Annotated in this window: 13 protein-coding genes; 7 read left to right on the top strand and 6 right to left on the bottom strand. The window is 33.5% G+C overall.

The window, feature by feature from the left end:
• Positions 1–25: 25 nt before the first annotated feature.
• The gene (locus IMZ30_RS01590) at positions 26–676 is read right to left on the bottom strand and encodes an alpha/beta hydrolase (RefSeq protein ID WP_207038811.1); all 651 of its coding nucleotides are present in this window, start codon (positions 674–676) and stop codon (positions 26–28) included.
• A 45-nt stretch (positions 677–721) separates the two neighbouring features.
• Between IMZ30_RS01590 and IMZ30_RS01585 the strand changes: the two genes are divergently transcribed.
• From IMZ30_RS01585 to IMZ30_RS01570, 4 genes are all read left to right on the top strand, one after another.
• The gene (locus IMZ30_RS01585) at positions 722–1,144 is read left to right on the top strand and encodes a PaaI family thioesterase (RefSeq protein ID WP_207038810.1); all 423 of its coding nucleotides are present in this window, start codon (positions 722–724) and stop codon (positions 1,142–1,144) included.
• A gap of 2 nt (positions 1,145–1,146) precedes the next feature.
• Positions 1,147–2,262 (top strand): chorismate-binding protein, encoded by a 1,116-nt coding sequence (locus IMZ30_RS01580; RefSeq protein WP_207038809.1) that lies wholly within the window; start codon positions 1,147–1,149, stop codon positions 2,260–2,262.
• A gap of 51 nt (positions 2,263–2,313) precedes the next feature.
• Entirely contained in the window at positions 2,314–4,041 is a 1,728-nt protein-coding gene (gene menD, locus IMZ30_RS01575; protein ID WP_207038808.1) for a 2-succinyl-5-enolpyruvyl-6-hydroxy-3-cyclohexene-1-carboxylic-acid synthase, read from the top strand.
• 80 nt (positions 4,042–4,121) lie between these two features.
• Complete coding sequence (locus tag IMZ30_RS01570; protein WP_207039661.1) at positions 4,122–4,961, top strand: S1 RNA-binding domain-containing protein; 840 nt, start codon at positions 4,122–4,124, stop codon at positions 4,959–4,961.
• A 45-nt stretch (positions 4,962–5,006) separates the two neighbouring features.
• Here IMZ30_RS01570 and IMZ30_RS01565 read toward each other — a convergent pair whose 3' ends face one another.
• Together IMZ30_RS01565 and IMZ30_RS01560 are read right to left on the bottom strand one after the other, a co-directional pair.
• On the bottom strand, positions 5,007–5,507 hold the full coding sequence (locus tag IMZ30_RS01565) for a hypothetical protein (RefSeq protein WP_207038807.1): 501 nt from the start codon (positions 5,505–5,507) through the stop codon (positions 5,007–5,009).
• Between the two features lie 19 nt (positions 5,508–5,526).
• Positions 5,527–6,426 (bottom strand): tryptophan 2,3-dioxygenase family protein, encoded by a 900-nt coding sequence (locus IMZ30_RS01560; protein ID WP_207038806.1) that lies wholly within the window; start codon positions 6,424–6,426, stop codon positions 5,527–5,529.
• Between the two features lie 168 nt (positions 6,427–6,594).
• Between IMZ30_RS01560 and trxB the strand changes: the two genes are divergently transcribed.
• Entirely contained in the window at positions 6,595–7,563 is a 969-nt protein-coding gene (gene trxB, locus IMZ30_RS01555) for a thioredoxin-disulfide reductase (RefSeq protein ID WP_207038805.1), read from the top strand.
• Positions 7,564–7,617: 54 nt separating this feature from the next.
• Here the strand turns inward: trxB and aroB are convergent, their stop codons facing one another.
• Entirely contained in the window at positions 7,618–8,685 is a 1,068-nt protein-coding gene (gene aroB, locus IMZ30_RS01550; protein ID WP_207038804.1) for a 3-dehydroquinate synthase, read from the bottom strand.
• Positions 8,686–8,776: 91 nt separating this feature from the next.
• On the opposite strand from aroB, the gene IMZ30_RS01545 reads away from it, so the two are divergent.
• Positions 8,777–9,970, top strand: coding sequence for a proline dehydrogenase family protein (locus tag IMZ30_RS01545; protein WP_207038803.1), 1,194 nt, complete (start codon positions 8,777–8,779; stop codon positions 9,968–9,970).
• Complete coding sequence (locus IMZ30_RS01540; RefSeq protein ID WP_207038802.1) at positions 9,971–10,519, top strand: DinB family protein; 549 nt, start codon at positions 9,971–9,973, stop codon at positions 10,517–10,519.
• Here IMZ30_RS01540 and kdsA read toward each other — a convergent pair.
• On the bottom strand, positions 10,506–11,324 hold the full coding sequence (kdsA, locus tag IMZ30_RS01535; protein ID WP_207038801.1) for a 3-deoxy-8-phosphooctulonate synthase: 819 nt from the start codon (positions 11,322–11,324) through the stop codon (positions 10,506–10,508). The genes IMZ30_RS01540 and kdsA overlap by 14 nt on opposite strands.
• A 41-nt stretch (positions 11,325–11,365) precedes the next feature.
• Positions 11,366–13,549: a reprolysin-like metallopeptidase gene (locus tag IMZ30_RS01530; RefSeq protein ID WP_207038800.1), complete on the bottom strand. Its 2,184-nt coding sequence runs from the start codon at positions 13,547–13,549 to the stop codon at positions 11,366–11,368.
• Positions 13,550–13,609 lie beyond the last annotated feature (60 nt).

The following is a 13,609-nucleotide window of genomic DNA, read 5'->3' as shown; positions in this document are numbered from 1 at the left end:
CAGTGTTTTCCACTGGCTTTTATATTTATATGGTTTTAAAACCTTCAGCTAAGCTTTTTAAGAGGTTTTGATTAACTTCATGCTTACCATCAAATTCATTAACATTAAGCTGATTACCAAATAATTTTTCAGCTAATTTTAATTGCGCTTTGAGTTTTTCACCTGTAATGTATTCATCCTGATTTCCATAAATCAAATGAACTTCAGAGTTTACTTTATCCTTAAATACATCTGACTCAAATTCATCAGGAATACTGCCTGAATGTATAATTAAGTTTGAACAAAGTATCTCTCGTTTTGCGAGCCAACGCATGACCACCGAAACTCCTTGTGAATAGCCCATTAAATTTATAGGTAAATCTTTCAATTTTTCATTTTGCCAAACCGCATCTAAATAATTTAGTACATTTTCAATTTCTAATGCCGTTTGTTCTTTGGTAAGCCAAGAAGCGCCAACATATTTAAAATCTTTGGTCTGGTAATACTTAGCTGGAGCTTGCGGCGCAATTATATAATGTTGCTTAGGAAGTTTGTTAAAATACCTAATAAAATACTTACTCAAATAACCAATGCCGTGGCATGCAATCCAAACTTGCTCAGTTTGAGGCGTTAAATTATTAAAAGTTGAATACGTATTTGTACTTGTATAACTTACTTTGTTTTCATAAATAGCCATTTGCAAAAGCTTTTTGTAATTTTACAATGCAAATAAACACAAAACATGAATAAATCGAAGTCTGAAATTCTTAAATCCTGCAATGCCGTAACACCAAATACGTTAATGGAAACCTTAGAAATTACCTATGTTGATGTTGGTGAAGACTTTTTAACCGCAAAAATGCCAGTAACACCTAAAGTACATCAACCCGATGGTGTTTTACACGGAGGCGCCATGGTTGCACTTGCCGAAAGTGTTGGTAGTGCGGCTTGTTTTGTTTTTTTAGATACAGCTAAATTCATGATTCGTGGGCTAGAAATATCAGCTAATCACCTTAGAAGTATAAAAGAAGGAGAAGTTTTTGCTAAAGCTCAATTTATACATCGCGGTCGTACAACTCAAGTTTGGGATATTAAATTAACCAATGCTGAAGGACAATTGATTTCAGCTGTAAAATTAACGACTATCGCCTTACCAAAAGCTTAATCATGCAACAATTTAAAGAACTTATAGAGCGCCAATATCAAGCTGAGTTACCATTTGTACTGTATCATAAACCAGAAGAAGCCGAGGTTAATTTAATTGCACAAACCGATCAAGAACTTTTTTACTTAAACGATACTGTAAATGAAAGTGGTTTTGTGTTTGCACCTTTTGATGTATCCCAAAAGGCTATTATTTTTCCACATAAGCAAACCAATAGTTTTAGTTTTCCGCATCAAATGTTTTTAGAAAAGCAACCAGTTTCTAAAGGGTTTCATTACAAAGAAGATGCCCGTCAAGCGGAAATTTATCAAGAACTAGTTAAAAAGGCTATTGCCAGCATTCAACAAACTGAACTAAAGAAAATTGTAACGTCAAGGGTTTTAGAATTACCAGTTGAAGTGCCTCAAATTAGCGACTTGTTTCATCGTTTAACATTTTTTTATCCCGATGCGATGACTTACGTATGGTATCACCCAAAAGTAGGATTATGGGCTGGTGCTTCACCAGAAACTCTGCTTAAAGTAAAGCATCATAACCTAGAAACTGTTGCTTTAGCTGGTACAAGGCATGAATCTGACTTACCAACTCAACCTTTTACTTCAAAAGAGTACGAAGAACAAGATTTAGTTACTCAGCATATTCTTGATCGCTTAAAGCCATATGTAAAAACATTACATCAAAGCGAACGATTAGAATCTAAAGCAGGTCAATTAATTCATCTAAAAACAACAATTAAAGCAAGATTAAAGTCTCAATCTTTGCAAGAGGTCATTTCTCAATTGCACCCAACACCAGCAGTTTGTGGTTTGCCAACTCAACTTGCTAAACAATTTTTAGAACAAAATGAAGCTTACAATCGACAGTTCTACAGTGGCTATTTTGGTGAGCTTAATTTTAAGTCTGAAAATAGACGTTCAAATCGGCCTCAAAACATCGAAAACCAAGTCTTTAAAAGTGTTAAAACTAGTTCAAGTTTGTATGTCAATTTGCGCTGTATGTCATTTCAAGATTCTATTTGTCACATTTACGTTGGCGGTGGTATTACATCTAAAAGCGATGCTTTAGCCGAATGGCAAGAAACTTGTAATAAAGCGCAAACGATGTTAAATGTGCTTTAAATTGATTAACTAGTTTCTGTTTAAACTTACAGACTCTCTTATCTTTGTGACATGAGTCAACAGTTTTCAAGCATTGCTACAGCACAACTTTTAGTAAAAGCATTTGAGCTTAATCATATTAATCATGTTGTTATTTCACCGGGATCAAGAAATGCACCGCTTACCATCGCATTTTCGAATCATCCAAGTATAAAAACTTACAGTATTGTTGATGAACGTTCGGCTGCTTTTTTTGCTTTAGGTATGACGCAGCATTTGCAAAAACCTGTTGCTGTAATCTGTACATCGGGTTCGGCATTAGCTAATTATTACCCAGCGGTTACAGAAGCATATTACAGCCATTTACCTCTAATTGTTTTATCTGCTGATCGACCACGCCACCTTTTAGATATCGGCGATGGCCAAACGATAAAACAGCACCATTTTTTTGGCGAACATGTTGGTTATGCCGCTAATCTTAAAGATGATACACATCAAAAAATTTCAGCCGAAGATTTTAATTTTAACAAAGCAGAAGTTCAAGCGGCCATTTTAACTACTTACCAACAACAATTACCAGTCCATATCAATGCAGCTTTTGATGAACCTTTATATCATACAACAGAAAATCAACTTCGTGAAGTTGAATCGCTTTCGGCTATAGAATTTCCTGAAATCAATAAAATCCCGGATGAATTGGTTTCAAAATTTATAAATGACTGGAATTCGGCTGAAAAGAAATTAGTGTTAGTTGGCGTTAATTCTAATTTCGATTTTACGGATGAATTGCTTGAAGTTTTAGCAAAAGACCCTTCAGTTATTGTTATGACAGAGGTTACTTCAAATATTGCACACAAGCATTTCTTTCAGAATATTGATGCTTTAATTGCTCCTATTGAACAATTAGACGACGCAGAAGTTTATTTTAAAGGGCTTCAACCTGATCTATTATTAAGTTTAGGAGGTATGTTGGTAAGTAAAAAATTGAAATCATTTTTAAGAGCTTATCAGCCAAAAATGCATTATCAAGTGCATCCGCAACGTCGCTTAGATACTTTTTTTACAAAACCAACACTTTTAAAGTCTACCGTAAAACAGTTCTCTAAACAAGTTGTCGAGAAGTTACAATCTGTACCATCTAATTATTTTGAGCATTGGTATAAGCAAAAAACCAGTATAGAAGCTATTAGGAAACGTTATATTCAGGAAATCGATTATTCCGATTTTAAAGTATTTGCTGCTGTTTTTAACAAGTTGCCAAAAAACGAGCATATTCATTTTGCAAATAGTTCAACTGTAAGATATGCTAATTTATTTGATTCTAAAACACCACTCATTGCCTTTTCAAATAGAGGCACAAGCGGCATCGATGGTAGTACATCTACAGCAATTGGTTATGCTGTTGCTAGCCAGCATCCTACTACAATAATAACAGGTGATTTAAGTTTTTTTTACGATTCAAATGCTTTATGGAATAATTATTTACCATCTGATTTTAAAATTATTGTGATTAATAATTCTGGAGGTGGTATTTTTAGAATCTTGCCTGGTGATAAGCAAGCCAATTATTTTCACACCTATTTTGAAACACGACATCAATTAACATCTAAGCATTTAAGCGAAATGTTTGGGTTAAGCTATTTTAGTGCAAAAAATTTAAATGAGTTAGAAGTTCAGCTGAGCTCATTCTTCGAAGCTTCAGAGCAGCCTAAAATCCTTGAAATTTTTACACCAACCGAAGTCAATGATGAGATTTTATTAAATTATTTTAAATACATTAATAAGCATTTATTTCGGTAATCAACCAATTAGCTTAAAGCCCTTTAAGGCTTGCTAAAATACTCTTCAATAATTGTGTACATTTGCAAAAAAAAAGACCAATGCTTGAATTAGGCCTTAAACATAAGCTTGAAATTGATCGTGATACAGCACCAGGATTATTTTTAAAAAATGATGCTGGTGATGAAGTTTTGCTCCCGAATAAGTACAAACCAAAAACTTATGAAATTGGCGATTCAATAGAAGTTTTTGTTTATTTAGATTTTGAAGAGCGTCCAGTGGCTACTACGCTCGAGCCTAAAATTCAACTTGATGAGTTTGCAGTTTTAACTTGTGTTGATAGCAATGATTTTGGCGCATTTTTAGATTGGAATCTCGAAAAACATCTATTTGTGCCACATAGCGAGCAAGCCTACAAGATGAAACCAAACAATAATTACTTGGTTTTTTGTTACTTAGATGAAGAAACCAATAGGCTAGTGGCTTCAAGTAGAGTAAACAAATTTGTAGATAACTCTGTTTTAACAGTAAATGAATTTGATGAAGTTGAAATTATTATTACCAATCCTACAGAATTAGGTTTTAATGTAATTATTAACGAGATTCATGCTGGTTTACTTTATAAAGACGAAGTTTATGCTGATTTAAAAACTGGTGACCGACTAAAAGCTTACATTAAAAAGATAAGGCCTGACAATAAAATAGATGTCACACTTCAAAAATTTGGGTACAAAAGTATTGAGCCAAATGCCCAGAAAATTTATGATATCTTAAAAGCTACTGATACAGGTTACTTACCATTTCATGATAAATCTAAACCTGAAGCGATTAATGAAACGTTTCATTTAAGTAAAAAAGCTTTTAAAAAAGCTATTGGCAGTTTGTATAAAGACAAACAAATAGTTATTAAGAATGGTGATGGTATTTATCTAAAAGAATAATTCTTAAAAATATTAACCACATACAGAAATTCCTTTCAAGGAAAGTTAATACTGCCAGAAACCTCTGTGACGTCTGTATGGTGAGTAATAAAGGTTGTTAATATACTTAGGTGTTTGAAAAGTCTTATTTGCCCTGAAGGCTTCATTATTAACTCTGTTAGAACCTGAATAAATTAATTGGTCATGATAATCTGGTGAAAAAGGTGTTTGGATGCTGTTGTTTAATCTAGGTCGTTCTTTTCTGAAAATGGCTAATTGTCTCTCAACAAAGTTAAATTCAGATAAATTATAGTTCTGCGATTGTGCCTTACGAGCCGTTGCTGCTACCATATTGATTTGTCTTTTTTCCTGAAAAGGGTTTGCATTTAAATCGATAACCATATTTAATAATTGTGGCTGTGGTAGATTTTTTATGCTAAAGGGATCTTCTAAAATGCTTAAATTTGGTTCTAAATTTATGGTTTGCACTTGGTTAAAATCGTCTATTTGAGCTAAGCAAGTGCTAAAGCTGAAGCAAATGATTAAAAAACTAAATTTATAATTCATACTAACTATTAACCAATAATTATGCCCAATCTAAAATGCTACTTTCTTTCCATAAATGCGGGAAAAATTGACGTTGTTGAAACTTAGGGTGCAAATACTTTTTCCAATTAGAGCCACCAGTTGCAGCTTTTTGTTCTCCTTTTTTATCTAAATACTGTGTAGCAGTTCGTAAATGCGTAAGAGGCCACTTAACATTGTATGCATGATCAAAATCTTTTGATGCTTTTATCAATTCATCTGATGGTGAGGTGAATCTTTCAATTATTTCACATAAAGTTTTACCCTTCATTTTATCAGTTAATGCTATAAATTGATTGAGGTATTTATCCTCAAAAGCTTTTAAGGTTAAAGATTTTTCACCTGTTTTCTTATCGAATCCAGCTGCTTGCCAATAAATAAAATTAAACTTAGTTCTTGTAGAAGCATTGTTCGGCATTTCTGCTTTGGCTTCAGCATTTATAAGGTGTTCAATAGGTGTGCAATATAATTCTAATTGTCTAAATTGTGCAGACTGAAATCCACTTGCTGGAGTTAATGTAAACCTAAATTGGTTATAATCATCATAATTCATTCCATCTTTCATAACTTCAAATGAAGTAATGAGCATGTCAGTATAGCGAAGTAAACGAGTTAATTTTTCAATTATAAAATCTTCCTTAGGTTCAGGTTTTTCTGTTATTTGTTCAATTTCATGTATCATGAGTCGTAAAACAAGTTCAGTAACTTGGTGATACATGATAAAAACAACTTCATCCTTAAAATTAGTACGAGGCTTTTGTAGAGACAATAAAGTGTCAACTTCTATATAATCCCAATAATTAATGGGTTTAGCATGTATTAACCCCTTTAAATAAGCATCTGGATTTTCACCTAAGTCTTTATATTTTTGCTCTAATTGAGCGAGTAAATCACTATTCATGTTCTGTTATGATTGTTTAACAAATCTATTAAAAAATAGTGACATTCAGTCTTGTTAGATTTTTTAAAAACGATAATCAACAAGCTTTATGCACCGATAAAAACAAATGATTTGATTTTGTAAACAACATTTAAAATCTTACTACATTTGTAATCTAAATTTTAAATTATGTCAGATCAAATAGAACGTATAAAATGCTTAATTATCGGATCAGGTCCAGCCGGTTATACTGCCGCAATCTATGCAGCAAGAGCTGATATGAAACCTGTAATGTATACAGGTATGGAACCTGGCGGACAATTAACAACCACGACGGAAGTTGATAATTTTCCCGGCTATCCTGAAGGTATTGATGGGTCAAAAATGATGGTCGAGTTGCAACAACAAGCCGAACGTTTTGGAACTGAAGTAAGAATAGGAATGGTTACTAAAGTTGAGTTGTCTAAAGAAAAAGGCGGAATTCATAAAGCTCAAGTTGATAATAAAACCTGGATTGAGGCTGAAACATTAATAATATCCACAGGTGCATCAGCAAAATATTTAGGTTTAGAAAGTGAACAACGCCTTCGAGGTGGTGGAGTTTCTGCTTGCGCTGTTTGCGATGGTTTTTTCTATAAAGGTCAAGATGTTGCTATTGTTGGCGGTGGTGATACAGCTTGCGAAGAAGCAACCTATTTAGCAAATATCTGTACAAAAGTAACGATGTTGGTTAGAAAAGGTGAAATGAAAGCTTCTAAAGCCATGCAACACCGTGTTGAAAACACTAAAAATATCGATTTGCGTTATTTTACTGAAGTCGATGAGGTTTTAGGTGATCAAGTTGTTGAGGGTATTCGTGTGGTGAATAATCAAACTCAAGAAAAAGAAGATATTCCTGTGACAGGCTTATTTATTGCTATTGGTCATAAACCTAATACAGATATATTTAAAGGTCTTTTAGATATGGACGACGCTGGCTACTTAATAACAAAAGGTAAGTCTACTAAAACTAATATTCCTGGTGTTTTTGCCTCGGGAGATGTACAAGATAAAGAATATCGACAAGCTGTAACAGCTGCCGGAACCGGCTGTATGGCGGCACTTGATGCAGAACGATATTTAGCTAGTATTGAAGATTTAGTAGAAGAAACTGCTTAACAACGTAAAATGTAAACATACATAAAAAGCTTTCAATTTTTTTGAAAGCTTTTTTTATGATTGATAATAAGCAAAGGCTTTATCTATTAACCGATCAGAAACTTGGCAATCGAGTTGTGGCTTCCCAATTTTACTGAGTAGAACAAAATTGATTTGTCCGTTAGTATTTTTCTTATCGTGAATTAGCAAAGATTTAATTTGTTTAATATCATTTGAATTAAACTCAACTGATTTGAAGTATCTACGAATTAAATTAGAATAATCATCACAATCGTATTTAGAGAAACCACATATTTCAGTTGAAATATATAGAGCTAATATCATGCCGATAGCCACAGCTTCACCATGAAGCAATTTAGGCAAGTTTTGGGTATTCATGCTGTAAGATTCAATAGCATGACCTAAGGTATGACCAAAATTAAGGGCTTTTCTAAGCCCTTTCTCAGTCGGGTCATTCTCAGAAATTGTAGTTTTAATGTCTATTGAACCACGAATTAAATGCGTTAAATGTTCAGTGGTAAATTGCGATAAATCTTTGAAATTATCTAAATAATTTTGATCTGCAATTAAACCATGTTTAATCATTTCTGCAAGACCGCTTCGCATTTCAGCTTGAGATAGAGTAGCTAAAAAACTCGGATCAATCAACACCATTTCAGGCGGGTTTATAACACCTATTTGATTTTTAAGAGCGCCTAAATTAACCCCATTTTTACCGCCAATTGCAGCATCTACCATGCCTAAAAGTGTGGTAGGAATATGCACAAAGCTAATGCCACGCTTAAAACACGAGGCAACAAAGCCACCTAAATCGGTTACAATGCCACCACCTAAATTAATCATTATGGCTTTACGATCTATATTTAAGTCGGCTAAACTTTGCCAAATTTGAGAACAAGTATCAATCGATTTATGCGCTTCACCAGAGTCAACTTCAATAATTTCTACCGCATTGGTTTGTTCTAATTCTCCTAAAAATGAACTTAAGCAATATTGATGTGTGTTAGAGTCAACAAGAATAATAATTTTAGAGAAAGCTTCAGTTGAAATATATTGATTTAAAGCAAGATAAGCTTCTGTTTGAAAGTGTATATTATAATTTTTTAAGACAATTGAATTCATTTTAAAAAAGCTATGTTAATTATGCGAAATTAGCAACTTTAAGGCTATAAATTCAGCTAATCTATAAGTATATTTGGCAAAATTTCAATTAATGATCGACACTAAAATATTTAATGATACAAAAAACGCTTTCATTCTAAAAACTGATAAAGACTTAAAGCGTTCATTATTCATTTTCTCGTTAATGAATATTCCCTTTTTTGTTCCAATTTCAACTGTTTTAACACAGTTTGCGTTAAAAATTAAGCTTCCAATTGAGTCGATAATAAGAGCAACTATCTTCAAGCAATTTTGTGGTGGTGAGACACAAGAAGAGTGCATGCCTTTGGTTAAATTGATGTATTCTAAAAATGTACATAGTGTTTTAGACTATTCAGTAGAAGGTAAAGAGACTGAAGCTGATTTTGATGAAGCAGCACGACGAAAAATCGAGATTATCAAATTTGCTTCAACCTCTAAAGAATTACCTTTCGCTGTAGCTAAACCTACTGGCTTAGGCCGTTTTGAGATTTGGGAAAAAGTAACACATAATGAAACTTTAAGCTCGCAAGAACAAAATGAATGGGAAAGAATTAAACATCGTCTCGAAAAAATTTGTCAAGCAGCGGTAGATTATGATACTAAATTATTAATAGATGCAGAAGAGTCATGGATGCAAGATGCCGCTGATGATCTTATTGAAGAAATGATGATGAAATTTAATAAGGATAAGGCTTATATCTTTAATACACTTCAATGCTATCGTTGGGATAGACTGGCTTACGTAAAAGAATTACATGAGCGCGCAAACAATCAAGGCTTTAAATTAGGTTTTAAAGTAGTTCGCGGTGCTTATATGGAAAAAGAGAATTTACGTGCTAAACGCAAAGGCTATCAATCTCCAATTTGCGAAGATAAAGAGGCAACAGATGTTAACTTTAATGCTGTAATGACCTATTGTATCAATAACATTGAAGACATTAGCATGTTTATAGGTACGCATAATGAAGTTAGCTCTTATATGGCATTACAGTTAATGGAACAGCAAGGAATTGACCTCGATGATGACCGTATTTGGTTTGGCCAACTTTACGGTATGAGCGACCATATTAGCTATAACATTGGTAAGCACCAATCAAATGCAATTAAATTATTACCATTTGGTCCTATACGTGATGTAGTACCTTATTTAATTAGACGTGCACAAGAAAATTCATCCGTTAAAGGACAAACAGGTCGTGAGCTTGCGCTATTACAAGAAGAAAAACAACGACGTGAAGGCCAGTATGTAAAACGAATTAATTAAATGAATTTAAAAACGTTTAGTCTTACTAAAAATCAACTTATTCAAGCTGAATATCAAGATTATTATAATCGGTATTTAGATTTATTACCTGATAGAATTCAATTAAAAGATACTTTATATGAATCTGAAATTGTTGAAGTGTTCTCTTCTTTAACATCAGATGAGCTCAATTATAGATATGCTGAAGGTAAATGGACACCGAAGCAAATTTTACAACATATTACTGATGTTGAACGTATTTTTGCAGTAAGAGCTTTACGCATTTCTAGGGGTGACCAAACAGAACTACCAGGTTTTAATATTGATGAATTTGCTTCAAATGACAATTCGTCACAAATTGGCATTGGCCAATTAATTAATGATTATCAAAATAATCGAGCTTCTACTATTTCTTTGTACGAAAGTATCTCAGAAAAAAGCCTGTTAAAAATAGGCCATGCGAGTGGTGGTCCTTTTTCAGTTAGAGTAATTCCTTTTATCTTAAAAGGTCACGAAGCGCATCACATCTCAATTTTAAAGAAAAAATATTTTGTTTCTAAAACTGATTAATAGTAGCTCTAATTTGAGTCAGGTGCTTGATGAGTTGCTCAAGGTGTTTTAAATCCAGCATATTAGCGCCATCACTTTTAGCTTCAGAAGGATTATAATGCGTTTCAATGAAAAGTCCATCAACATGATTTACTATACCAGCTCGTGCAATAGTTTCGATCATATCAGGCCTTCCGCCTGTAACACCAGATGATTGGTTGGGTTGTTGTAATGAATGTGTTACATCTAAAACAGTTGTAGCGAATTCGCGCATGGTTGGAATCCCTCTAAAATCTACAATCAAATCTTGATAACCAAACATTGTCCCGCGATCGGTAACCATGACAAGTTCATTATTACTGTCTAATACTTTTTGTACAGCATGTTGCATGCTTTCAGGACTCATAAATTGTCCTTTTTTTAAGTTAACGACCTTACCTGTCTGTGCGGCAGCAACCACTAAGTCTGTTTGACGAACAAGAAATGCTGGAATTTGAAGCACATCAACATAATTGGCAGCCATCGCGGCATCCTGAACTTGGTGAATATCAGTAACAGTAGGTATATTAAAAGTCTCACCTACTTTTTTTAGAATTTCTAAGGCTTTTTGATCGCCAATTCCAGTAAAGCTGTCAATCCGACTACGGTTTGCTTTTTTGAACGAGCCTTTAAAAATAAATGGCACTTGATATGTATCGCTGATTTTTAAAATGTCCTCAGCGATTTTCATGGCCATGGTTTCATTTTCTATGGCACAAGGACCTGCTAACAAAAAAAAGTTGTTTGACTGAGTATGTTTTATATTTGGTATTACTGAAATGTCCATGAGTGTTTTTTTGCAAATTTACAATCTAATGCTTTGTGTTGTTAGTTGATGAGCAACTTTTTAATTAACGAAGTTCCATTAGCTTCAACCTTAACTAGATATACACCATTGCCAAAAACCTCTGTATTTAATATTACCTTTGAACTCGTTTTGTAAAATTTTTCAGCAACTAGTTTACCCTGAATATTAAAAACTTTAAGTTGAATTTTTTCAAGCTGAGTGCCAAATTCTAAATTCACAAATGAGTTTGAAGGATTAGGATACATTTTGAAATTTATAGCCTGAAAGTCGTTGGTTGATAAATCTTTAGTGATAGAAAATGGACTTGTGTTTACAGCGAAATAAATATTATTAACCGGTTGAATCATGATACGGCAATTTGAAGCATCAATATTAGGTATGTCTACAAATTCACTACCATCATTAGGTGTATTTTCAGATAAGATTTGGTCGAAAGTTAAGCCTCCATCCGTAGATAATAAAATGTTAACTTCATTGGTGTTAATGTTGTTTGCGTTAGTTCCAGCTACATCCCAAGTGATTTCAATATTTGAGTTTCCTGTGTAAGAAAGTGAATTTGTATTTTGAGAGGTAACTTCAAATGGTCCCGCATCTGAAATTGTTAAATTGCTTAGTTCAGTAGAGACTTGTCCGCCAGACATATTATTATCTCTAACGGTGACCACAAAAGTCATATTTCTTGTCACGTTTGGTAGAACTTCCCATGTGGTTGAATTTTCGTTGGCCAGAACAGTATTTAAGTCTGGAAAATATCTAAACGAATCTTCAGACGGTGAAAGATATTTAAAGTTTGGTCCTCCCGTAGAAAAAGCTAAAGGTGGTTGCGTACTAATTTCGTTATCAAACTGTTCCCAAGTATAGGTAAGATTATCATTTTCTAAGTCGGTTGCAGACGCACTATACTTAAAAGGTGTCGATTTTGGAATAGTATAATTGTTTACTGCTTCAATTTGTGGTGCAGTATTATTAATAACTTGGCTGTTAACACAAAAACTACCACTTCCAAAGCTTACAAAATTACTTATTTGATTGATGCTAGCAAAGTGGAAATAAGGGACGCTATTATTAGCAACATTAGGTGCACAAATACCTGCATAAGCCATAATTGTTTGACCACTACCTGGTTCGTAGGCAGTAAACTCAGTTCTATTATTACCACAGCTGTTATTGTAGGTGTGCGTTGCTCCGAATTGATGACCAATTTCGTGTGCAACATAATCTACGTCAAATGGGTCGCCTACTGGATTTGGTAAACCTGTAACGCCAGCACCTTTAAGGTTAGAGCAAACTGAACCAAGCGCTGCAATGCCGCCACCACCAGTGGTAAATACATGGCCCAAATCATAGCTGTTTTCGCCAATAATGCTATTAATGACGCTAGTATTGTTGTTAATTAGTTGGTTTGAGTCAAAGTTGTCATAAGGATCGGTTGATGAATCTAAAAATATTAAATCTCTATTATTTGGAATAAGTTGAAGGTTAATAGCTAAATCATTTTCATAAATTTGATTAACACGATCAATTGTAACTACCATAGCCGAGAGTACAATGTCTTTTTTAACAGCATCAGTTGCGTTATTAGCATTGGCAGCATTAATATGAAATTGTGCATACTCACCAGAACAAGCTACAGCGAGATCATAAGTTCTTAACAAGCTGTCGTCGATAACTTTAGGTGTAGATTCAATAGGTTTTTTATAATTGTTTTCGCTGAGGCAATCAAAACCTCTTTTATTAAAATTAGAGCGATTAAGAACAGCATAATTATGACCAATTGGGTTAATGTATTTGCGTGTATTTGGTCCGATAATAGAGGCAAATAGCCCAATGGGAGTAATGGTTATTCTTACCGACTCGTTACCTTCAACCGAAGTACCTTTATAAGATAAAATCTGTTTCGAGATTGATTTAGATTTTTGATTTGGTATCGTAAACACCTGCTGAATTTGAAATGTTTTTAATTCAGCTTTTGCATTTCCATAAGGTAATTCTAAACGTATGAATTCTATATTTTTATTTTTCTTCTGAAGTTTTTGATATAAAAGTTGCTTGTTGAGTTTATAAGAAACAATTTGCTCTGATTGAATAATATGCTTGGGAACTTGGCTGCTTATTTGGGCAGAATTAACTTCCCAAATTGATTGACTGAAACCTACTAATGAAGTTAAGATAATTGTAAGAATCGATAAGCTATATTTATACATAAACAACGTATTGAACTATTATATGATAAAAATATAACTAATTTATGAGTTCGTTTACCA

The sequence above is a fragment of the Psychroflexus sp. ALD_RP9 genome (assembly GCF_017311165.1).
GTDB lineage: Bacteria > Bacteroidota > Bacteroidia > Flavobacteriales > Flavobacteriaceae > Psychroflexus.
Note: the sequence above shows the minus strand (reverse complement) of the source record. Positions and strands in the feature narration are given on the sequence as shown.